Annotated in this window: 16 protein-coding genes and 1 CRISPR repeat array; of the genes, 6 read left to right on the plus strand and 10 right to left on the minus strand. The window is 40.2% G+C overall.

The window, feature by feature from the left end; translation table 11 throughout:
* The first annotated feature begins 116 nt into the window (after window positions 1-116).
* On the plus strand, window positions 117-1,520 hold the full coding sequence (locus tag PseudUWO311_RS21675) for a hypothetical protein (RefSeq protein ID WP_223807682.1): 1,404 nt from the start codon (window positions 117-119) through the stop codon (window positions 1,518-1,520).
* On the opposite strand, the gene PseudUWO311_RS21680 is transcribed toward PseudUWO311_RS21675, so the two are convergent.
* A complete protein-coding gene (locus PseudUWO311_RS21680; RefSeq protein WP_190303608.1) occupies window positions 1,521-1,946 on the minus strand; it encodes a hypothetical protein in 426 nt (141 codons plus the stop codon). It lies immediately after the preceding gene.
* Window positions 1,946-2,281: a DUF5674 family protein gene (locus tag PseudUWO311_RS21685; protein WP_142657313.1), complete on the minus strand. Its 336-nt coding sequence runs from the start codon at window positions 2,279-2,281 to the stop codon at window positions 1,946-1,948. Before PseudUWO311_RS21685 ends, PseudUWO311_RS21680 begins: the two co-directional genes overlap by 1 nt.
* 163 nt (window positions 2,282-2,444) lie before the next feature.
* Between PseudUWO311_RS21685 and PseudUWO311_RS21690 the strand changes: the two genes are divergently transcribed.
* Together PseudUWO311_RS21690 and PseudUWO311_RS21695 are read left to right on the plus strand one after the other, a co-directional pair.
* On the plus strand, window positions 2,445-2,696 hold the full coding sequence (locus PseudUWO311_RS21690) for a type II toxin-antitoxin system Phd/YefM family antitoxin (RefSeq protein ID WP_142657314.1): 252 nt from the start codon (window positions 2,445-2,447) through the stop codon (window positions 2,694-2,696).
* Between the two features lie 4 nt (window positions 2,697-2,700).
* Window positions 2,701-3,111 (plus strand): putative toxin-antitoxin system toxin component, PIN family, encoded by a 411-nt coding sequence (locus tag PseudUWO311_RS21695; protein ID WP_142657315.1) that lies wholly within the window; start codon window positions 2,701-2,703, stop codon window positions 3,109-3,111.
* Between the two features lie 82 nt (window positions 3,112-3,193).
* On the opposite strand, the gene PseudUWO311_RS21700 is transcribed toward PseudUWO311_RS21695, so the two are convergent.
* Both PseudUWO311_RS21700 and PseudUWO311_RS21705 read right to left on the minus strand, forming a co-directional pair.
* Window positions 3,194-3,523: a helix-turn-helix domain-containing protein gene (locus tag PseudUWO311_RS21700; protein ID WP_142657316.1), complete on the minus strand. Its 330-nt coding sequence runs from the start codon at window positions 3,521-3,523 to the stop codon at window positions 3,194-3,196.
* Window positions 3,524-3,536: 13 nt separating this feature from the next.
* Complete coding sequence (locus PseudUWO311_RS21705; RefSeq protein ID WP_223807683.1) at window positions 3,537-3,917, minus strand: type II toxin-antitoxin system RelE/ParE family toxin; 381 nt, start codon at window positions 3,915-3,917, stop codon at window positions 3,537-3,539.
* Window positions 3,918-4,049: 132 nt separating this feature from the next.
* Between PseudUWO311_RS21705 and PseudUWO311_RS21710 the strand changes: the two genes are divergently transcribed.
* Window positions 4,050-4,607, plus strand: coding sequence for an NUDIX hydrolase (locus tag PseudUWO311_RS21710; RefSeq protein WP_142657317.1), 558 nt, complete (start codon window positions 4,050-4,052; stop codon window positions 4,605-4,607).
* A gap of 35 nt (window positions 4,608-4,642) precedes the next feature.
* Here PseudUWO311_RS21710 and PseudUWO311_RS21715 read toward each other — a convergent pair whose 3' ends face one another.
* The 4 genes from PseudUWO311_RS21715 to PseudUWO311_RS21730 form a co-directional block, all read right to left on the minus strand.
* Window positions 4,643-7,294, minus strand: a complete 2,652-nt coding sequence (locus PseudUWO311_RS21715) for an adenylate/guanylate cyclase domain-containing protein (protein ID WP_142657318.1) — start codon at window positions 7,292-7,294, stop codon at window positions 4,643-4,645.
* A 23-nt stretch (window positions 7,295-7,317) separates the two neighbouring features.
* The gene (locus tag PseudUWO311_RS21720; RefSeq protein WP_142657319.1) at window positions 7,318-9,543 is read right to left on the minus strand and encodes an adenylate/guanylate cyclase domain-containing protein; all 2,226 of its coding nucleotides are present in this window, start codon (window positions 9,541-9,543) and stop codon (window positions 7,318-7,320) included.
* 111 nt (window positions 9,544-9,654) lie between these two features.
* Window positions 9,655-11,223 (minus strand): adenylate/guanylate cyclase domain-containing protein, encoded by a 1,569-nt coding sequence (locus PseudUWO311_RS21725; RefSeq protein ID WP_411730245.1) that lies wholly within the window; start codon window positions 11,221-11,223, stop codon window positions 9,655-9,657.
* 242 nt (window positions 11,224-11,465) lie between these two features.
* On the minus strand, window positions 11,466-11,690 hold the full coding sequence (locus PseudUWO311_RS21730) for an RNA-binding S4 domain-containing protein (protein WP_190303609.1): 225 nt from the start codon (window positions 11,688-11,690) through the stop codon (window positions 11,466-11,468).
* Between the two features lie 83 nt (window positions 11,691-11,773).
* On the opposite strand from PseudUWO311_RS21730, the gene PseudUWO311_RS21735 reads away from it, so the two are divergent.
* Window positions 11,774-13,399 (plus strand): peptide chain release factor 3, encoded by a 1,626-nt coding sequence (locus PseudUWO311_RS21735; protein ID WP_142657320.1) that lies wholly within the window; start codon window positions 11,774-11,776, stop codon window positions 13,397-13,399.
* Window positions 13,400-13,420: 21 nt separating this feature from the next.
* Window positions 13,421-14,086, plus strand: coding sequence for a Coq4 family protein (locus PseudUWO311_RS24975; protein ID WP_411730248.1), 666 nt, complete (start codon window positions 13,421-13,423; stop codon window positions 14,084-14,086).
* Window positions 14,087-14,130: 44 nt separating this feature from the next.
* A CRISPR array of direct repeats spans window positions 14,131-20,355; the repeat unit is 37 nt; unit sequence GTTTCAATCCCTAAAAGGGTTTCAGAGGCTTTGAATC.
* Between the two features lie 268 nt (window positions 20,356-20,623).
* Here PseudUWO311_RS24975 and cas2 read toward each other — a convergent pair.
* Entirely contained in the window at window positions 20,624-20,896 is a 273-nt protein-coding gene (gene cas2 / locus PseudUWO311_RS21745; RefSeq protein ID WP_142657321.1) for a CRISPR-associated endonuclease Cas2, read from the minus strand.
* Window positions 20,897-21,068: 172 nt separating this feature from the next.
* Window positions 21,069-22,073 (minus strand): type I-D CRISPR-associated endonuclease Cas1d, encoded by a 1,005-nt coding sequence (cas1d, locus tag PseudUWO311_RS21750; RefSeq protein ID WP_142657329.1) that lies wholly within the window; start codon window positions 22,071-22,073, stop codon window positions 21,069-21,071.
* Window positions 22,074-22,129: the final 56 nt, after the last annotated feature.

The raw sequence follows: 22,129 nt of genomic DNA on the forward strand, positions 1-22,129 counted from the left end.
TCTAGTTATCTAGAATTTATCAGAAATGAAGCCTTAAAAAATCATTTACACAATAAAATCTGATAATATTTAACGAAATAAAGCTTTTAAAGAGCTTTTTCTAGGATTTGTGTACTATGAATTACATCTTTTCTACCGCAACCCAAGCACTGATGCTTTCTGGTAAAGCAGTACAAGTCGCACATAAAACAGGAATATTGTTGCCAATCGCTAGATGTCTTGTCACAGGTAGATTTTTAGAAGTTGCAAAGCCACCTTCTTCTACAAATCCTCTGATTTTTCCTACACAGTTAATATTTGGCGCACTGCAAGGTTATCAAACTTATCAAACTCATACAGGCTTTAAAAACGTCAGGTCTGATATTCAAGGTACTCAGAACTCTATCAATACAGGTGTTGCCAATATTCGAGAAGATATTGGTGGAGTCAAAGAAGACATAAAAAATGTTCAAATTGGAGTTGATACTGTCATAGATCAAGTTGCAGGTATTAAATACAATATCAAGGGCATGAGTGATGGTATTACTGCAATTCAACATAATTTAGGAGTTTTACAAGCCACAACAGCATTAATTGGCGTGGGAACGATCGCAAACGTAGCAATTTCCGCAGCAAGCTTACATCAAATCCTGAAACTACGCGAAGACGTTCGCCAAATGCGAGTTGAGATCAGAGATGGCTTTATTGATCTCAAAAAAGCACTTAAAGATCAAGGTGCTGAAATCTTAAATCATATTGATGAAGTCGCCGCAGATATCAAATTTGAACAGCATCGAGTCGTTCTCATTCACGCCTATAGTCAATTTTTGGCAGCCACTAAGTTAATCCAACAGTCCTTACTTACTGATCCTCATATTAGAGATCAAGGTTTAGCAAGCGCTAGACACTTGCTTTCAGTTGCCCTCGCTGATTACCGAAATAATCAACTACTTTCAGAAACTTCAGCGCTAGGTAAATTAAGAAGAATGGAATGCGCTTGGGCGATTGAACAAACAATCATCATGACCTACCAAATCCAAAAGCAATCAGGCGCAGTCACCCAAGGATTAAAAAGTCTGCAAGTCAGCATTCGTCAAGATATTGTTGATGTTAGTAATGCTGTTCAGTCCCAAGAAGAAATAGATTTACTCTATCCAGAAATCAGCCGTATTTGCACTCAAGATTTAGTAGTTTTATCATCTTGGCAAGAACAATCCGAATGGATTCAATCTTTACCCGCATCTGACTTAAAGTTATTAGAAAGTTCTGAACTAAGCCCAGTTCCTCAAGAGATGACCTCTGCACTTAGCAACTTTGAAGTTCCCGAACAAAAAATCTATGACGAGTTAAAACCAAAATCTCATTTTGAATCTCTTCGTGATCAACTTAAGTTAATGGCTTCACCAGACTTACGCTCAAAATATGAGTATGAAGTAGTCGAAAAAGCTCAAGCTTCAGGGCATAAAGCTTTAAAAGCAGATGTAGTTAAACAATCGTCTGATATGGCGATCGCTAATTTATACTACTACTTCCAATTTTAACTAAGCAGAAACAAGGGTTTCTTTTACAAGTGAAATATCAACACTATGTAATCTGTTAGATTCAGACTCAACATCGATAGATTGCGATTCGCAATCCACACCCATCAATCCCGCCATCACTAATAAACGATCCGACTGATGACGAGTATGCAAGGCTAAAAGCGATCTCGGCTCCACAGGAAAAACTTGCCACCATGCTAATAACTCCCTATGCATCATCGCTAGATCTATCAAAAACTGCTGTGGAACATTTGACACACACCAATCAATAGCTAAAGCCGACTCACGCAGAGAAAGCTTAGTGAGTTCATCATAAGCAGGAGAATCTGCATAGCGCGATATATTAGCAAGAGTTGAAGCGATATTGCCGATCTGCTGCTGCCAACTTAAAAGTTTAAATCTTTCATATAGACTTTGACGTTCCATTACATCACCTCCAAAAGATAACGAACTATTTTTTCAATTCTCGCTTTGAGTTGTAAATCTCTGACTCCCATCGTCATGTTTTGTTGACGAGGACGGATGTTAATAATTGATTCAAACCCTACCTCTTTCGTTAGAGGATACCAATCCGCACCCCAGATATTTTCTTGCTGACTACCATCATCTAGCAATAACTGCTCACAATCAAAATGAAGTTCACCACCACCAGCCAGAATTTCTTTTGTTACATCAACTGCAAGTTTAATTCTCAGACCAAAGAATGGTTCCGCCATTTCTATGATTTTTCCTGAAGTAGTAGGTTCTCGAACGATAATCATGCAAATAACATTGTCTTGGGTTGGTTGATTGAATTATTGCTTCGAGATTAAAATTATAACAAAATCTTTATGTAGGTACGCGATCGCCTGATGTTGCGATCGCGTTCATAATTATGGACAAATTGTCTATTTTGTCTATAATATAAGAAAAAGAGCTAAAGCTATGCAAATTGTTTCAGCAACAGAAGCCAAACAGTCTTTTGGCGCAGTCATCGATAAAGCCCAGCGTGAACCTGTGATGATCCGCAAACAGAATCGTGATGTTGCGGTGATTATGTCCATCGAAGACTATCAACGAATTACTCGTATCAACATTCAAGAATTTCAACAATTTAGAGATAGTATTGGCAAGAAAGCTCAAAAAAGTGGCTTAACAGAAGAAAAATTAAACGAACTGTTGAGTGATAACCAATAGTTCTATGCGTTTGGTTCTCGATACAAATGTTTTAATCAGCGCCATTTTATCTCCAAATTCAATTTCAGCCAAAATCCTAAATTGGGGAGAAGACAACGGCGTAATTTTATACTCTGCTGCTACTCTCAACGAAGTTTTATCTGTTTTAGGAAGCTCAAAATTTTCTAAATATATTGACCATAACGATATTGATGGATTATCTATCTGTATCAAAACGGTATGGTTGTTTGTCGAAATTTTAAATCAAGTTCAATTATGTCGAGATCCAAAAGATGATAAATTTATCGACTTAGCGCTAAATGGCGATGCTTCTCATCTGATTACTGGAGATAGTGATTTACTTGTATTAAATCCAGTTGAAAATACTTCAATAATCAATCCACGCACTTTTTGGGATGAGATCATAAAGCTTTAGATTTAGGAGCTATTGCGCGATCGCTCTTAATGTAGCGATCGCTAATTTATATCACTACTTCCAATAAGCGAAATAAAGCACTTTATCCACTCACAACCTGAGTACGCGCCTGAGAACGAGATTTAGGCTTATCTTTCACCACTATTTCCACATCTCGACCAAGAGAATTTAAAAATCTAAACAACCTCACAGTCGAGAAGCCTGATAACTTGCCATTGATCAAAGCAGACATCTTAGGCTGATCGATTCCCAATAGTCTAGCTGCTTCGACTTGAGTGATTCCTAACTTAGCAATTATAGTGCTAATTTTATAAGCAAGTTCTGCTTTGACCAGCAACTCATCAGAATTCTCTAATCCCAAATCTGCAAAAACATTACCACTACTTTTTTGTACCTTAATCTCTTCAGTCATTTTGTAGCTTCCTTTATTTCTTGTTGTAATGCTCAGAGTAGTGTTCTTTAGCTCGTTTTAGCCTTGCTTCAATCAAATCCATATCTTGTTTGGGAGTAGCAATGCCCTGCTTCGATTTCTTCTGAAAGGAATGCAAAACATAAACCACATTAGCAAATTTGATCGTATAAACTGCCCTATAAGTATCTCCATCGAAATCTTCTACTACCTCCACAACGCCAGCACCTTTAAACCCTTTAAGTGGCTTAGCCGCAGGATGTTTGTCTCCACATTGAGCGATATACAAAGCATAACCCACAACTTGCTGAACCTCGTCTGGGAAATCTTTTAAATCATTTAGCGAACTCCCAATCCACTCAACAGGCTTCAAAGATAAATCACTCACATTACGCATATGCCAAGACTAGCATATCATGCAAAATTGATATTTTAAGCTAAAGCTTTTAAAGCTTTAGCTAGTAAGGACGTGAAGCATGGCATCTCATCTTGTGACAAAATGTGCTGGAGTTAGTTAATTAAAATAGCCATGTCAGAACTTATACCTTCAGAAATCTTACAAAATCGACTCAGCTATCAAGGCAGTAAATTTTCCTTTCATGTCGATCGCATTAAATTACCCCACGGTGTTACAGGCGAATATGCATATATTAAGCATCCAGGGGCAGGGATGGCGGTTCCTGTAACAGCAGATGGCAAATTTGTGTTAGTTAAGCAATATCGATTTGCGATTCAGCGCTATTTACTCGAATTTCCAGCAGGAACATTGGAAGTTGGGGAAGAGCATGATGTGACGATTAAGCGCGAAATCGAAGAAGAAACAGGCTATCGAGCTAGTCAGTGGCAGTATTTAGGCGGTTTCTATCTTTGTCCAGGTTATTCTGACGAGATTATTCATGCATATCTAGCTCAAGGACTCGAAAAGCTGGAACATCCTCCTGCTCAGGATGAAGATGAAGAGATAGAAGTTGTATTGCTCAGTCGTGAAGAGATCGAAAAGCTATTGCGATCGCAGAGTGCGGATGCTCGTCTTGATGCTAAATCTATTACTGCATTTCACTTAGCGTTGCAAGCATTACAGATTTAATTTTTAGTGGTGCGGCAAAGCCGCACCACTAAAAATTAAATCTGCGCTTTGCGTCCTGTGAGGAAATAAGTAGTCATTTCGCCTTTACCTTTGATCTCAATTGTTCTTTGGGTATCAAATTGGAACTTATTTTTTAAAATCTGATAGGTTACATCCGTGACTTGAATGCAACCTGCAATACCATGAGACTCCATGCGGCTAGCAATATTTACCGTGTCTCCCCAAAGATCATAGATAAACTTTTTCGTGCCGATCACACCTGCAACGGCTTGTCCAGTATGCATCCCAATTCTCATCTGGAAGGGATTTCCATCGGGGCGGATAAAACTGCAAATTGACTGCTGCATATCTAGAGCCATTGACGCGATCGCTTCAGCATGATCTGGTCTTGGCACAGGCAACCCACCGACTGCCATATAAGAATCTCCAATCGTTTTGATCTTTTCTAAGCCATAATGATCAACTAAGCGATCGAATTCTGAGAATATCTCATTGAGCATATTTACTAGTTCATTTGCTGTTACCGATGACGCAAATTCTGTAAAGCTGACGATATCGCCAAATAGAACTGTTACTTCCTCGAAAGTATCTGCAACAATCGTACCGCTTTCTGTCTTGAGTCTGGATATCGACTTAGTCAATATCGCAGAAGTTCTATTAGTAGGAATATTGATAGGAGTATAAATTGGGGAAGACTTCAATCGCTCGGCGATCGCTTTTGGTAAAACATTGAGCAGCAGACGTTCCGATCGCATTTTCTCAACTCGCAAATCATCCTCGGCACGTCGGCGTTCTTGAGCTTCCATCCCTAAAGACAATAATTCTGATAAAGAGCTAGCAAATCCAATTTCCTCTAGCAGCCACAAACGCTCTATACCGACTTGTTCAAACATCAAAAAGCCTATGATTTCACCACCAATATCAAATGACGATGTCAGTAGAGATACAACACCAAGAGGATTGAGATAGTCTGGTCGTAGCTCTTTTAATATTTCTTCATCCTGTACATCTTCTATCTGCAAGTTCTGATTTTCTTGTAATGCCGCAAAAAAGCTGGGAAATCTGTCTGCTCCTAGAAAATCCACCTCGGTATGAATATTGCTGCTTTGTATATAGAGATCGAGGCAATGTAGTCTGGTTTTAGGATTGTCAAATAGCCAGACACTCACACGCTCGACATCCATTGTCTGACCAGCTGTTTCGGTAATATTCTGCACTGCCATAATAAAGTCACCTAAGTTGAGAGCCTTGTTTTTGGTGAGATCAATCAAGATTTTTTGTTGTCTGTGCAGTTGCTGTTCGCGACGTTGCAATAAAAAATTATTTCGTTTCAGTGATAGCTCACTCTCAGCTAGTTCGCTGGTTCTTTGATGCACTCGTGAATCTAACTCCACATTCGCTTTTTCGAGGCGATTAAATGATTCTGTAAGCATTTCTGCCATGCGATTAAATGACTCAGACAAAACTTTGACTTCGCTAGTGCCTTTTACCAAAACCCTAGAGTCTAGATCGCCATTTGCGATCGCTTGAGATGCACCACTTAATTTGATCAATGGAGCCGTAATATAACGAGCTGTCACTACTCCCAGCAAAATCGCAAAAACTAGCGCCCCAAAACTAAATAAAATCGTGACTTGGTTGCGACTATTAATTTGTTCCATAAAACTAGATTCAGGCAACACCACCACAATTAACAAATCTAGTCCATCACGATCGCGCCAAGTACGAACTTGAATAAACTGCTTGCTCCCTTCAAAATTAGGTTCTAAGTGTTCTTTTCCTTCGAGTGAATTGAAATTACCAAATTCATTAATTAGATAGCGGGCTGTAGCTCTTGACAGGGGGTCATTACTATTTAGAATATTGAGCCGTTGGGGCTTTCCATTGACAATTGAAAAAGTAGGCTCATTATTAGAAGTTCCTACGATTAATCCAGAACGCTCAATTATAAAAATACGTCCTGACGGGTCTGGTTTTAAATCAACAAGGAACCTATTCAATTGCGTGAGAATAAAGTCAACACCCATTACCCCAATCACTTTGCGATCGCGATCGTAAAGTGGATAACTATGGGAAATAGACAAAACTTCAGGACGATCAATCCATTGATAAATGCTTGACCAAGTTGGCTTGCCTGCTTTTATGGCATCCGCATACCAAGCTTCTTGTCGGACATCATCATCAGTTTCGACTACTCCAATCAATTTTTGGCGATTACCTTCGCTATCGGTTGAAAATCTAGCTGTTTTAGTAATTCCTCGTGCTAAGGTTGTCTCATTAATTACGATTTGTCCATCGTCTCTACGCTCAACACCAATAAATTCTTGGTTGTCAAAAGCAAAATTAATATAACCAACTTGATGCAAATTTATTTGTGTCCAAAAGAAATGTCCTGTTTTCTGAAAATCTTTTAAATTTAGCAACCCTAGCTTTACTGCATCGACATTAGTCTGATTAATTTGCGATGGGACTTGAAAGTAATTATCAAGTTTTGTACTAATGCGATCGCTGACTTCTCCACTGAACCGAGTCGCGAGATCTCCGACTGCTTGCTGTCCATTCCGAAAAGAAAATATGCCAACTACACCAACCGTAATACACACCTGCACTACAAAAGGCACTACCAAAATAACCATTAACGGAATATTTTGAAATGACTTAGGTGTATATGAAATTTTCAACATCATTTATAACCAGTTTCACTAGTTTTTTATGCCTCAAGCCGGTCTTGGAGTAAGTATGTGATCATTTCTCCTTTGCCTTTGATATTAATAGCATTTCTCTGTTCAAGTTGATATTTGTTTTTTAAGATCTGATAGGTTGCTTCTGTTACTTGAATGCAGCCAGCAACGCCATGGGACTCCATCCGACTTGCTACGTTAACAGTATCTCCCCATAGATCATAAATAAATTTCTTCGTGCCGATTACGCCTGCGATCGCCTGTCCAGTATGAATGCCAATTCGTAATGAAAAGGGGCTGCCATCCAAGCGTTTAAATTTTTGAATTGATATTTGCATTTCCAGCGCCATTTCTGCGATCGCCACCGCATGATCTTTACTAGGTATTGGCAGACCACCCACTGCCATATATGAATCACCGATGGTTTTAATCTTTTCTAGATCATATAAATCAACAAGACGATCAAATTCCGAGAAAATATCGTTCAGACAGTTTACCAAGTCGCTAGCAGAAATAGCTGCTGCATACTCAGTAAAATTTACGATATCTGCAAATAAAACCGTAACTTCATCATAGGCATCGGCGACAATTGCTCCATTAGTACCATTAGTCAGATTTTCTAACATAGGATCTGAGGATATATCTGGCATTTGGTTAGCATATGTCTCAGAAATTTTATTGGCTAAAGCTTTTGACTGCGATAATTTCAAACGCTCCACAATCTCTTGTGGTAAAACATTTAGCAGTAAGCGCTCTGACTTCATCTGCTCAATTCGGAGATTTTCTTCAGCACGGTGTCGCTCTTGAGACTCCATTCCTAAGGATAAAAGATCCGCTAAAGAACTAGCAAAACTTAGCTCCTCGGATAGCCACAAATGCTCTACTTCAATATGTTCAAAAGCAATTATGCCAGTTACTTGACCATCGACTTCAAAGGTTTTGATTAATAAAGATACGGTTCCTGCGGTCTTAAAACAGGAATCTATTAGCTCTTGTAAATATTCTTCTTCTTGAACGTCTTCAACAGCCATGCTATGTTTCACTTGGAGGGCTGCAAAAAATTTGGGATAGTTCTGAGAAGTCAAAAAATCTGCTTCTGTATGAATATTAGTACTCTTAATATATAGATCCAGACAATGTAATAGAGTTTTAGTTTTATCAAATAGCCAGATGCTAACTCGCTCAACATTTAAAGCTTGGCTACCTGTGCGAGTAATATTTTGGACAGCATCGATAAAATTCCCTTGGTTAATTGCTTTGTCTTTAGTTAAACTGAATAGAATATCTTGCTGTTTACGAAGCAGACTTTCGCGGCGACTCAACAAAAAATTGGTGCGTTGGAGTGAGGATTTTGAGGCATTCAATTCATGGGTTCTTTCTTGAACACGTAATTCTAATTCTTGATTTGACTTTTCTAGTTGCAAAAGTGAATTCGCCATCATTTCTGCTAGCGTATTAAAGGATTCAGACAGCGCTCTAATTTCACTAGTTCCTTCTATTTGAACTCTAGTGTCAATCTTCCCATGGGTAATCGCTAGGGATGCTTCACTAAGTTTGTGAAGAGGCGTGCTAATAAATCTGGCAGTGAGAATTCCGATTGAAATAGAGATCGCTAACACAGCCAAATATAACAAAATCATCGTTTGTGTTTGATTTTGCATTGAGCCTGTAAATTGGGAAGCAGGAACAACGATCACTATTAACCAATCTAGTCCATTACCGTCCCGCCAATTTTGTGCTCGAATAAAATATTCTTCACCAGCAAAAGCAACTTCTATATGTTCGGTTCCTTTAATTGCCTCAAATTTGCCATGCTTTTGCAGTAAATATTGCGCCGTTGATCGCGATAGAGGATCTTTACTATCAAGAATATTTAGTCGCTGTGGCTTGCCATTTACGATCTGAAAGTTTTTCTCTGCATCAGAATTACCAACTACCAAGCCCGATCGCTCAATTATAAAAACTCGTCCTTTTTCGCTATATTTTAGACCTCGAAGAAATGTACTTATATCAATATTTGCCTGATTGATATTCGGTGTCAATTGTAAATGACTATGGAGTTCTGTACTAATGCGATCGCCCATTTCACTACTCAGGCTGGAGGCGATCGCACTTACTTTTTGTTGCCCGTTGCGAAAAGTGAATAGCCCAATTACTCCTGATGCTAGACAAATCTGGATCACAAATGGAACAATTAAAACAATTTTAAGGGGAACATTTTTGAATGGCTTAGTTATATAAGGGATTTTAAACATGTCGCATCATCAATATTGAGAATTACTAGAAATGCCTCAGCATAATTAAAAACCCGATTAAAAACCTTTAAAGCCTTCGCAACTGACAACTATATTTTTTGAATTTTATATTTATCTTCGACCTTTCAGTAAATAAGTGATCATTTCTCCTTTACCTTTAATATTAATCGCACTTCTCCGATCGAGGTGATATTTTTCTTTTAAAAGTTGATAGGTTGCTTCAGTGACTTGCGTACAGCCTGCAATACCATAGGACTCCATCCGACTTGCTACATTAACAGTATCTCCCCAAAGATCATAAATAAATTTTTTCGTGCCAATTACACCTGCGATCGCCTGTCCAGTATGAATCCCGATCCGCAACGAAAAATTAGTGCCATCAGTCCGCTTAAATTTTTGAATCACAGTTTGCATTTGTAAAGCCATTTCCGCGATCGCCTCTGCATGATCTTTGCTAGGCACTGGTAGCCCGCCCACTACCATATAAGAGTCGCCAATAGTTTTAATTTTTTCTAAGTCATACTGCTCCACAAGATGATCAAATTCCGAAAAAATCTCATTCAGAACATTGACTAATTCGCTTGCAGAAATAGAAGCTGCATATTCTGTAAAGTTTACAATGTCGGCAAATAGAACTGTAACTTCTTCAAAGGAATCCGCAATGATTGTGCCACTAGTTTTTAAATGTAGCTTTGTTTTAGATTGTACATTTTTCAACCGCTCAGCGATCTCTTGCGGTAAAACATTCAGTAAGAGACGTTCTGACTTCTTCTGCTCAACCCGTAAACTTTCTTCGGCACGACGGCGCTCTTGGGCTTCCATTCCTAAAGCTAATAGATCAGCTAGAGAACTAGCAAAACTGATTTCTTCCTCTAGCCATAGATGCTCAATATCTGTATGTTCAAATGCGAGTATACCAATGATTTCGCCGCCTACTTCAAATCTAGAGAGGAGAACTGAAACAATATTAAAAGGTATGCAATATGGGAAGACTAATTCGCGAAAAATATCGTCATCTTGGACATCTTCGACCGCGATGATGCGGTTCTCTAATAAAGCATCAAAAAGGCTAGGATATTCTGCTGCGGTTAAGGCTTCTGCTTCAGTATGTAAATGCAAGCTTTTTTGATAAAGATCGAGGCAATGCAATACAGTTTTCCTTTTATCGAAGAGCCAAATACTTACTCGCTCAACATTTAAGGCATAGCTACCTGTTCTGGTAATATTTTGTACTGCGACAATAAAGTCCCCTTGATTGATTGCCTTATCTTTGGTTAAATCAAACAAAACATTCTGCTGTTTGCGTAGTTGCTGTTCACGCCGAGACAAAATGAAGTTAGTTCTTTGTAACGATGCTTTGGAGGCATCTAACTCATAGCTTGTTTCTTTAACGAGAGATTCTAGTTCCTGATTTGATTTTTTTAAGCGTTGTAAAGAAACAATGCTCGATCGCACCAAGATGATGCCAATAGCGAACAGGAGCGTGATTCCCCCTAAAGGTACTAGCAATATCGGATCGTTCACGTTGTCAATATTCAGCATACTTAAATATTGTGGTTTAGGATCTAATTGACTATTAATATTGCCATCAAGTAGATTTCTGCTCCACAAAACTATTGCCATCATTTGCAACCCAACAGTGACCGCTAAAGTAACCATTAGCGGCATATTGTGAAACATATTAATAATATGGCTAGTAGTCAGAGGTTTAGAGCAACAAAATATAAAGCTGATATGGCTTTATGCTAGCCCGATCGCTAATGGTGGTCAATTCGCACAATTGCTGACTTAAACATATTGCTTTGCGATCAAACCAACCCGATATTCACGAAAAAGTGCCAATGCGCGGTGCTTTTTTATGAATATCGGGTTGAGACGTTAGACCATAATTTGCCATAAAAGACAATATTTTAGACTGCCATTTACTGCACCACATCGATCACGAAACCGTAGCCACTTACAGTCTGACCAGCGCGAATTTTGCAACCTTTGCGTAATTCCATCTGACCATCGACCTCAACATCGCCGTCAATAATCATTAACTTTGCTGCTCCACCAGTATCCGCTACCCCACAAACTTTTAATAAGTTGCACAAAGTTATGTATTCGCCCGTTAGTTCAAATTTTTCATGGATTATTTCTGGCATTTCGATTATTTGCGTTAATGCGTTAAAAAGTAAGCATAATAGATGCAGTACCAATAAATCTAAAAAAGTTCGTTAAAATTTCCATGAGTCAACTGTGGCAAGAGTTAGAGCGCGAAGTCGAACGGCGACGCACCTTTGCAATCATTTCCCACCCCGATGCGGGGAAAACGACGTTAACCGAAAAACTATTGCTATACGGAGGTGCGATCCATCTTGCGGGGGCGGTTAAGGCTAGAGCTGCGCAACGTCATGCTACTTCTGACTGGATGGAATTAGAAAAACAACGCGGCATTTCGATTACTTCGACGGTGTTGCAATTTGACTATATGGGCTATTGCATTAATTTGCTGGATACCCCTGGGCACAAAGATTTTAGTGAAGATACCTATCGAACTCTTGCTGCTGCTGATAATGCGGTGATGTTGGTTGATGGTGCAAAGGGTTTAGAGCCTCAGACACGTAAATTGTTTGAAGTTTGTCGGTTGCGATCGCTGCCTATTTTTACGTTTATCAATAAGATGGATCGCCCGACCCGTGAGCCACTGGAACTATTGGACGAAATCGAGAAAGAATTGGGGATCACTCCCTATGTGATGAATTGGGCGATCGGTACGGGCGATCAGTTTAAAGGGGTGTACGATCGCGCTAGCAAAACGGTGCATCTATTTAAGCGAAGCTCTCATGGGCAGCGAGAAGCTGAGGTAAATATTTATCCTTTTGACGATCCGCAGGCTATCAAATTTATTGGTCAAAATCTTTATAATCAGCTTTTAGAAGATTTGGAGGTTCTTGATTCTGTTGGTGCTGAATGGAATACTCAGGATTTGCATCGCGGTAAGCTCACACCGATTTTCTTTGGTAGTGCGATGACTAATTTTGGTGTGGAACTATTCTTAAAATCTTTCCTTGAATGTGGCTTGACTCCTACGGTTCATGACAGCTCTAGTGGCGAAGTGTCGCCAACTGATGAGGATTTCTCGGCGTTTGTATTTAAGCTGCAAGCAAATATGGACCCTCGTCACCGCGATCGCATTGCCTTTGTGCGCGTTTGCTCTGGCAAGTTTGAGAAGGACATGAGTGTTACCCATTTGCGGAGTGGCAAAAATATTCGGTTATCCCATGCTCAAAAGCTATTTGGTCAAGATCGTGAGGCGATCGATGTTGCTTATGCTGGTGATGTGATTGGGTTAAATAATCCAGGTATGTTTGCGATCGGGGACACGATTTATATTGGTAAAAAACGCCAATATGCGGGGATTCCTTGCTTCTCGCCTGAGCTATTTTGTACTCTCCGCAATCCTAATCCTTCTAAGTTCAAGCAGTTCCGCAAAGGTATTTCTGAACTTCAAGAAGAAGGTGCTATTCAAATCATGTATTCTGTTGATGAGGCTAAGCGCGATCCGATTCTTGCGGCTGTGGGTCAGTTGCAATTTGAAGTGGCTCAATATCGTCTCCAAAGTGAATATAGTGTGGAAACGATTTTGGAATCTATGCCCTATTCGGTGGCGCGATGGGTTGAGGATGGCTGGGATGCTTTAGAAGCTGTTGGCAGGTTGTTTAACACGATGGTGGTTAAAGATAGCTGGAATCGCCCTGTTTTGCTATTTAAGAATCAATGGAATTTAAATCAAGTTGAGGCTGACCATCCTAAGTTAAAGTTGAGGGCGATCGCGCCAATTGCCGAGCTAACCAAAGCTAACGTTAACTGATTCTCAAATTTGTAATTTATTATGACTGAATCACTAGAAGTAAAGCAACAGAGAGAAGAATTGCTGCTGTCGGCTTTTCTGGAAATGGTAAGATCGCCTGATGGCGATTTTGGTGTAATCGATCGCCTCGCTCAAGCTTCTAGCGATCTAGAAAGTTTGCAACTTATCATTAATTTTCTCGCCAATGAGCCTCAAGGCAAAGCTGCTTTTGCTAATTATCCTCGTCTAGGAGAAGTTGATTTAGAATTGCTTGCTCTGTTGCCAAGTCATACGCTGGGATATGCCTATGCTAACCATATGTTGCAGAATGGACTGAAGCCGTTGCAAATTAAGCCCAGCAGCAATGATTATGAGTTTTTGGGTGCTCACATCACGGAAACTCATGATATTTGGCATGTTGTGACGGGATTTAATACTAGTATTATTGGGGAGATTCAGTTAGAAGCTTTCTATGTTTCTCAACTTCAGGCGAGTAGATTTTGGCTGGCTTTAATTGCAAAGAATCTTCTCAAAAGTGTGGTCTATGATATTGAGCGTTCTGCTGAGTATATGGATGCGATCGCCGAAGGATGGATGATGGCAAAACATGCTAAGCCTCTATTTGGTATAGATTGGAAGTCTCTATGGTCAACGCCTCTAGATGAGGTTCGTGATGTTTTAAATATTAAGAGCAGTTTTAATCTCTAAAAGGGTTTTAGAGGCATAATTCGTAATTTGTAATTGTTAAAATCGTTTCAATCCCTAAAAGGGTTTCAGAGGCTTTGAATCAGAGATGCAACCGCATCACTGCCCAAAAATGGTTTATATGTGTTTCAATCCCTAAAAGGGTTTCAGAGGCTTTGAATCTCCTGCTCTCTTAGCACCGCCAGCACACAGTTTTCGTTTCAATCCCTAAAAGGGTTTCAGAGGCTTTGAATCTTCTTTTTGTCAATCCTGCATAGCGCCCACCCTCACTGTTTCAATCCCTAAAAGGGTTTCAGAGGCTTTGAATCAGCAGCAGTTTGGGCGCTTAGGAAAAATGATCGCTCGGTTTCAATCCCTAAAAGGGTTTCAGAGGCTTTGAATCGATCTCACTTGCCAAACTGCCAGATTTAAAATTTGTTTCAATCCCTAAAAGGGTTTCAGAGGCTTTGAATCTACGGTTACTTAAATCCGCCTCTATCACCTTTGGGTTTCAATCCCTAAAAGGGTTTCAGAGGCTTTGAATCGCCCAATCACGTCATTGATGAGTAATGCACCTCCAATGTTTCAATCCCTAAAAGGGTTTCAGAGGCTTTGAATCCTATATGGCTGGTTCTAGAAAGGATGTCAATTATGTGTTTCAATCCCTAAAAGGGTTTCAGAGGCTTTGAATCTACCTCAAAGGCTTTTGCTGTATACGAAACCTATGTTTCAATCCCTAAAAGGGTTTCAGAGGCTTTGAATCATTTGCTTTTTAGCCGCATCCGTACCCGTCCTTCGTTTCAATCCCTAAAAGGGTTTCAGAGGCTTTGAATCATTTACGCAATCTCTCGTAATAATTGGAATCCAGAGTTTCAATCCCTAAAAGGGTTTCAGAGGCTTTGAATCTTACTAGTTAACGACGTTAACCAGTCAATGGGTTTGTTTCAATCCCTAAAAGGGTTTCAGAGGCTTTGAATCTTGATACGGATGTCCCGTTGCCGAAAATACGTTGCTTGTCACATTGTTTCAATCCCTAAAAGGGTTTCAGAGGCTTTGAATCCTCTAAAGCTTAATTTAACCGATAACCTATCTATTGTTTCAATCCCTAAAAGGGTTTCAGAGGCTTTGAATCAGATTGAATCCTTGGAAATGCGGGTTTTGGCGCTGTTTCAATCCCTAAAAGGGTTTCAGAGGCTTTGAATCCGATTGCAGATAAAAGGTATATCGCTTTCACCTTCGTTTCAATCCCTAAAAGGGTTTCAGAGGCTTTGAATCTTAGGTCTGTCATCTTGCCAACCTCTCAGCATAAAGTTTCAATCCCTAAAAGGGTTTCAGAGGCTTTGAATCCTACCGATAGACCAGTAATCAAGCTAAAGATTATCGTTTCAATCCCTAAAAGGGTTTCAGAGGCTTTGAATCTTGGTATTTCATTACTAGATGAGCTATTTGACGTAGGCTGCGTTTCAATCCCTAAAAGGGTTTCAGAGGCTTTGAATCATTCTATAATATAAAATAGAGAAGCCTTTTTTAACGTTTCAATCCCTAAAAGGGTTTCAGAGGCTTTGAATCGGAGAAAACTCATGTCTGTATACACTAAAAAATCTGTTTCAATCCCTAAAAGGGTTTCAGAGGCTTTGAATCAGAAGATTAGTGGAACTCTGGTAGATCCTGTTTGCGTTTCAATCCCTAAAAGGGTTTCAGAGGCTTTGAATCAACGCCATTAAAATTTGAGAATTTAGGAACCTCAAGTTTCAATCCCTAAAAGGGTTTCAGAGGCTTTGAATCAGTTGCAATTGGTTCTGTATTAGTCCTAATCGATGTTTCAATCCCTAAAAGGGTTTCAGAGGCTTTGAATCTTACTGTTTCTAAGGGCATGAGTGGTTGCTTTCCGTTTCAATACCTAAAAGGGTTTCAGAGGCTTTGAATCTAACATGATTAACAAGGCAGTCACACAGTACGCACGTTTCAATCCCTAAAAGGGTTTCAGAGGCTTTGAATCTTCGTCTCTCACGCTTCTCTTCCTACAGGTACTATGTTTCAATCCCTAAAAGGGTTTCAGAGGCTTTGAATCCCACTATCAGGCTCCTGCACCACACCCGCGATCGTTAATTCGGTGTTTCAATCCCTAAAAGGGTTTCAGAGGCTTTGAATCTTGAATTAATCGTCCTCAAAAACCGATACGGTAGGTTTCAATCCCTAAAAGGGTTTCAGAGGCTTTGAATCCTCGTTTCTCAGCATCAATCCGAGATTTTACTGATGGTTTCAATCCCTAAAAGGGTTTCAGAGGCTTTGAATCCCGCACCATCCGCAAAGTAGAAGATGTAACCAAGCTGTTTCAATCCCTAAAAGGGTTTCAGAGGCTTTGAATCAACAGTAAAAGCAGTTGTCGCAACAGTAGATATAGGTTTCAATCCCTAAAAGGGTTTCAGAGGCTTTGAATCAAAACAGAAATCGAAGCAGGGAAATGGGTAGATCCGTTTCAATCCCTAAAAGGGTTTCAGAGGCTTTGAATCAACCTATCAGGCGATCAAACGGTGTCATCGATTTGGTTTCAATCCCTAAAAGGGTTTCAGAGGCTTTGAATCATCGCTTCTCTCGCTGCACCTATTCGTTTAGATTCATTTGTTTCAATCCCTAAAAGGGTTTCAGAGGCTTTGAATCTCAGACAATTTGGAAGATTATCGACAATATCAAAGTTTCAATCCCTAAAAGGGTTTCAGAGGCTTTGAATCTTCATTGGTTCTGGTTTATGGGTATCTGGTTTTAGGTTTCAATCCCTAAAAGGGTTTCAGAGGCTTTGAATCTGTTGGTGGTGCTTTACTCATTAATGATGTCATTGGTTTCAATCCCTAAAAGGGTTTCAGAGGCTTTGAATCCTGAACTAACAAGCATAATGCGTATGGTGCAAGCCCTAGTTTCAATCCCTAAAAGGGTTTCAGAGGCTTTGAATCCAAAGGTTCAATTTGTATCTTTAGATGGGAATCAGTTTCAATCCCTAAAAGGGTTTCAGAGGCTTTGAATCTCCTTGGTAATGCAGCTAAGCAGGGTGCGGATAGCAAGTTTCAATCCCTAAAAGGGTTTCAGAGGCTTTGAATCTCAACAGTAGCCTCATTACGAAGCATTGCCGCTTGTTTCAATCCCTAAAAGGGTTTCAGAGGCTTTGAATCTTTTTATCTCTCAATGGCGATCGCACTTTCAACTCGTTTCAATCCCTAAAAGGGTTTCAGAGGCTTTGAATCAATCCTTTCGGTGGCTATACCAATCCCACTTATGGTTTCAATCCCTAAAAGGGTTTCAGAGGCTTTGAATCGCAAAAATCGCGTAAAGAACTTTTAAGCTATACGAGTTTCAATCCCTAAAAGGGTTTCAGAGGCTTTGAATCCGAATGGCACTTAATTAATATTGAAATCGACAAGTTTCAATCCCTAAAAGGGTTTCAGAGGCTTTGAATCTAACGCTGATCCCTGTAAGGATACGCTTCGTCTCATCGTTTCAATCCCTAAAAGGGTTTCAGAGGCTTTGAATCCGAGTTCCTGTCGTCTCATCAAACTTCCAGAAAGCGTTTCAATCCCTAAAAGGGTTTCAGAGGCTTTGAATCTACCTGTCACTATTTTCAGAGGCTTGCAAAATGATTGTTTCAATCCCTAAAAGGGTTTCAGAGGCTTTGAATCTAAAACTAAAATCTCAAGAGGTCTCAAGATATTATGTTTCAATCCCTAAAAGGGTTTCAGAGGCTTTGAATCAGGAATTGTTAATTTTAACGGTGGTGGCTTTGTTGTTTCAATCCCTAAAAGGGTTTCAGAGGCTTTGAATCCTGGTTCGATCGTTCGATCGATTACTTGCAACGGGGTGTTTCAATCCCTAAAAGGGTTTCAGAGGCTTTGAATCCCTGCTGTCTGTTGCACTGGCTGAGATTGACTGTAGTTTCAATCCCTAAAAGGGTTTCAGAGGCTTTGAATCTTTAAGCTATCTAGGCTTAGTCAAACCTTGTCTAGTGAAGTTTCAATCCCTAAAAGGGTTTCAGAGGCTTTGAATCTCATGGCTAAACCTCCGTTAGCTCTGAATGTGCGTTTCAATCCCTAAAAGGGTTTCAGAGGCTTTGAATCAATGAAATTGACAAGGTAGTAGTTAAGCCACAAATTGTTTCAATCCCTAAAAGGGTTTCAGAGGCTTTGAATCTGGGAGTGCTACCCCCAGAAGCTATAGTTGCGATTGGTTTCAATCCCTAAAAGGGTTTCAGAGGCTTTGAATCGCTTGCGCCCCGCCCATTTGCAAACGTGGTTTCAAGTTTCAATCCCTAAAAGGGTTTCAGAGGCTTTGAATCAATCTCTCTAGTGAATGGGGAAAGCCCTGTGATTTTGCAGTTTCAATCCCTAAAAGGGTTTCAGAGGCTTTGAATCCTAATTTGCGATTAGCAACTTTTAAATTCTCGTCAGTAACAGGTTTCAATCCCTAAAAGGGTTTCAGAGGCTTTGAATCATCCGTCTTCACCAAGTAAAATCGCGCCGCTAGAATCGTTTCAATCCCTAAAAGGGTTTCAGAGGCTTTGAATCGCAAATCAGCAGTCGGCTAAACTTGCTTTCGATGTTTCAATCCCTAAAAGGGTTTCAGAGGCTTTGAATCGTGGCATTAATTAAATCTTCGTGCGCTTTATTTACTGTTTCAATCCCTAAAAGGGTTTCAGAGGCTTTGAATCTTAGGGCTTGGCTCTACGCTTATATCAATTTTCTCGTTTCAATCCCTAAAAGGGTTTCAGAGGCTTTGAATCAGGCTTAAATCTATACTTGAATATCGCGATACCTCGTTTCAATCCCTAAAAGGGTTTCAGAGGCTTTGAATCTCTTATGCCAGTCTCTGAGATTATTGGCAGCATGCGTTTCAATCCCTAAAAGGGTTTCAGAGGCTTTGAATCTTTATAAGTTTTGGGAGTGGTTATTTAATTTACCAGGTTTCAATCCCTAAAAGGGTTTCAGAGGCTTTGAATCTCAAGGAAAATCAAATGAATAGCACATCTTGGTTGTTTCAATCCCTAAAAGGGTTTCAGAGGCTTTGAATCAGCTAAATCCCAGTTGAGTTTAGATATCTGCTCTGTTTCAATCCCTAAAAGGGTTTCAGAGGCTTTGAATCTCCCAAGCGAAGAAATAGTAATCGGTTGAACCAGCGTTTCAATCCCTAAAAGGGTTTCAGAGGCTTTGAATCAATGGGGAGAAGATGACGATATTCTCTCTGTACGTATGTTTCAATCCCTAAAAGGGTTTCAGAGGCTTTGAATCAGAGGTTCCGACAAGTTGTCGGAACCTCAAAATATGTTTCAATCCCTAAAAGGGTTTCAGAGGCTTTGAATCTACACGCTAAAACTAGGATTCGCCGAAATATTCCATGTTTCAATCCCTAAAAGGGTTTCAGAGGCTTTGAATCTTGGGCTTACCTTTTGCGGATTGAATCAAAGCTCAAATGTAGTTTCAATCCCTAAAAGGGTTTCAGAGGCTTTGAATCCAAGTATTTGAGCGATCAGGCGGCGTTTGTGCGGATGTTTCAATCCCTAAAAGGGTTTCAGAGGCTTTGAATCCATTGATGATCGCTGCTCCTTCCAATGGCACATATGTTTCAATCCCTAAAAGGGTTTCAGAGGCTTTGAATCTGTAGCGATATCGTAGCCAGTCACTTCGCAGACTACGTTTCAATCCCTAAAAGGGTTTCAGAGGCTTTGAATCTTTAGTCCATGATTTACCTGATAGCAAGCTTGCCGTTTCAATCCCTAAAAGGGTTTCAGAGGCTTTGAATCGTGGTGATTTGGGCTGTGCCTCTGTAACCTAAACCAGAGTTTCAATCCCTAAAAGGGTTTCAGAGGCTTTGAATCGATTCTAGGGCTAGCAAAAGGCATATAAACACCTTGTTTCAATCCCTAAAAGGGTTTCAGAGGCTTTGAATCGATAATTCCAATCAAGGGAATTTACATCAAGTCTTGTTTCAATCCCTAAAAGGGTTTCAGAGGCTTTGAATCCTAATCTAGCCGCTCATGCTGAAATTGTCTATTATGTTTCAATCCCTAAAAGGGTTTCAGAGGCTTTGAATCACTACATATCAGTTGCTTGATTTATCGCTAGTTCCGTTTCAATCCCTAAAAGGGTTTCAGAGGCTTTGAATCATGAGCCATCAACAGCATCAAAGCTACTTTCATCTTGTTTCAATCCCTAAAAGGGTTTCAGAGGCTTTGAATCTGTACTTTATCATCCCACTCAGATTCGATATAGCAGTTTCAATCCCTAAAAGGGTTTCAGAGGCTTTGAATCCGCCCGCGCTTGAGAAGTATAACATATTTGGTTTTCAAGGTACATTTGCGCGAACCATCAGAATTATAGCAGATTTTGGCATGATCACGCGATCGCAGAACTTGTAGCAAACACATGAAAGCTAGACATACCAACACATTCAAAACTTGCGCGAAACGAAAACCCATCTCGATCGCACCCAAATATATACCAGCAAATACTTCTAACCTACCAAAACTCATAGCACTCAAAAACACACCCGAACTCCCGCGCAACCCATGAACCAAAATCAAGCAAAAAAGATAGTCGTATCTAGAAGTTGCTCACCACCAATACGTTCTATTTTAGGCTGACAGCAACCGCAAAGAAAGTAAAAGCGAATACTATCCTCATCAGGCTTAATCAACTTACTCAAACGCGATCGCAATTTGGCATATTGAGCATCCGTAAGCTCACACTCAAACACACTAAACTGCATCCATTGCCCATAGGATTTGAGAATCTTATGGATTTTAGTACGGCGTTTATCTTCGGAGATATCGTAGGAGATGACTAGGAACATTGATTTGGTAATTGGTGATGGGTAATTGGTAATTGATGACGGGTGATGGGTAATGGGTAATGGGTAATGGGTAATGGGTAATGGGTGATGGGTAAACCTAAGTTAAAAAGAAGATATCAATCCCCAATTACCAATCACCAATCCCCAATCCCCAATTACCAATTACCAAAAACTACTTCATCACCAACGGTGGATACTTATCCGTCTCATCCATCAAATACTTAGCCAACAAACGCGCTTGAAGCTCAAAAGCCTCCTGATAAGTACATTTACGCCCCATTACAGGATGCTTAAATTCTGACTGTTTTTTCTGCTCGTAAAGCGTTAAAAATACTTTTCTTGCCTCATTAGATAGAGAAATCGCCTTACTCAAAGGTTCAGAAGTAAAATCCTTGGGCGCGATTGCCTTGCGATTAATAGCCGACAGCACGATCGCATCGACAATCAAGGGACGAAACTCCTCCATCAGGTCAAGAGCAAGACTGGGACGACCATAGCGCTCCATATGCAAATAGCCAAGATAAGGATCGAAACCGACAATATTTAGCGCCCCCTGCACATCGTGACGTAATAGAGAATAGCCAAAACTCAACATCGCATTCACAGGATCGGTCGGTGGGCGGCGGTTGCGAGTCGTAAAGCTAAAACCATCGGCGCGAATTAATTTGGGGAAAGCTTGCCAATAGACAGCACTGCCATGCCCCTCCACACCCCGCAAACTAGCGATCGCCTGAATCGCCGCCAACGAATCAATCGCCCGTTCGAGAGCATCAATCGCCTTCTGTAAGTCATTATCAGGATAATCCCGCAGATGCCGCATTAATGACGCTCGATAATTTTTTAACTTGCCGCGCACAAAGGCTTGCACCATATGGATCGCCTTCGGTGTTTCTCCTGCGGCATCCCACTGCGATCGCCTGACAAAAATATTTTTAGTTAGCTCAGGTTCCAAACGACCGAGAAAGCGCCCCGTACCTGTCATAAAGGACATCGGGATTTTTCGCTCTAAGAGTTCGATCACTGCCGCAGGTGAAATTGTCGCACGACCGAGGATTACCAGCCCATCAATTTTGATTAGTGGAATATCTAGGATTTGCTTTTTCTCAGCCTTTACCGTTAAGCGTTCATCGGTCTTGCCAATAAATGAATCATCGTGAGTTATGTAGAGGGTTCCCATAGTTTTTTGGGTAATTGGTAATTGGTAATTGGGGATTGGGGATTGGGGATTGGGGA

Source organism: Pseudanabaena sp. UWO311 (assembly GCF_006937785.1).
GTDB lineage: Bacteria > Cyanobacteriota > Cyanobacteriia > Pseudanabaenales > Pseudanabaenaceae > Pseudanabaena.

What these genes read in the sequence shown, in the direction of transcription:
- cas2 (WP_142657321.1), bottom strand. Translation starts at nt 20,896, where the DNA reads ATGTTCCTAGTCATCTCCTACGATATCTCCGAAGATAAACGCCGTACT.
- PseudUWO311_RS21715 (WP_142657318.1), bottom strand. Translation starts at nt 7,294, where the DNA reads ATGATGTTGAAAATTTCATATACACCTAAGTCATTTCAAAATATTCCG.
- PseudUWO311_RS21720 (WP_142657319.1), bottom strand. Translation starts at nt 9,543, where the DNA reads ATGTTTAAAATCCCTTATATAACTAAGCCATTCAAAAATGTTCCCCTT.
- PseudUWO311_RS21675 (WP_223807682.1), top strand. Translation starts at nt 117, where the DNA reads ATGAATTACATCTTTTCTACCGCAACCCAAGCACTGATGCTTTCTGGT.
- PseudUWO311_RS21680 (WP_190303608.1), bottom strand. Translation starts at nt 1,946, where the DNA reads ATGGAACGTCAAAGTCTATATGAAAGATTTAAACTTTTAAGTTGGCAG.
- PseudUWO311_RS21690 (WP_142657314.1), top strand. Translation starts at nt 2,445, where the DNA reads ATGCAAATTGTTTCAGCAACAGAAGCCAAACAGTCTTTTGGCGCAGTC.
- PseudUWO311_RS21725 (WP_411730245.1), bottom strand. Translation starts at nt 11,223, where the DNA reads ATGTTTCACAATATGCCGCTAATGGTTACTTTAGCGGTCACTGTTGGG.
- PseudUWO311_RS21685 (WP_142657313.1), bottom strand. Translation starts at nt 2,281, where the DNA reads ATGATTATCGTTCGAGAACCTACTACTTCAGGAAAAATCATAGAAATG.
- PseudUWO311_RS21735 (WP_142657320.1), top strand. Translation starts at nt 11,774, where the DNA reads ATGAGTCAACTGTGGCAAGAGTTAGAGCGCGAAGTCGAACGGCGACGC.
- PseudUWO311_RS21700 (WP_142657316.1), bottom strand. Translation starts at nt 3,523, where the DNA reads ATGACTGAAGAGATTAAGGTACAAAAAAGTAGTGGTAATGTTTTTGCA.
- PseudUWO311_RS24975 (WP_411730248.1), top strand. Translation starts at nt 13,421, where the DNA reads ATGACTGAATCACTAGAAGTAAAGCAACAGAGAGAAGAATTGCTGCTG.
- PseudUWO311_RS21730 (WP_190303609.1), bottom strand. Translation starts at nt 11,690, where the DNA reads ATGCCAGAAATAATCCATGAAAAATTTGAACTAACGGGCGAATACATA.
- PseudUWO311_RS21695 (WP_142657315.1), top strand. Translation starts at nt 2,701, where the DNA reads ATGCGTTTGGTTCTCGATACAAATGTTTTAATCAGCGCCATTTTATCT.
- PseudUWO311_RS21710 (WP_142657317.1), top strand. Translation starts at nt 4,050, where the DNA reads ATGTCAGAACTTATACCTTCAGAAATCTTACAAAATCGACTCAGCTAT.
- PseudUWO311_RS21705 (WP_223807683.1), bottom strand. Translation starts at nt 3,917, where the DNA reads ATGCGTAATGTGAGTGATTTATCTTTGAAGCCTGTTGAGTGGATTGGG.
- cas1d (WP_142657329.1), bottom strand. Translation starts at nt 22,073, where the DNA reads ATGGGAACCCTCTACATAACTCACGATGATTCATTTATTGGCAAGACC.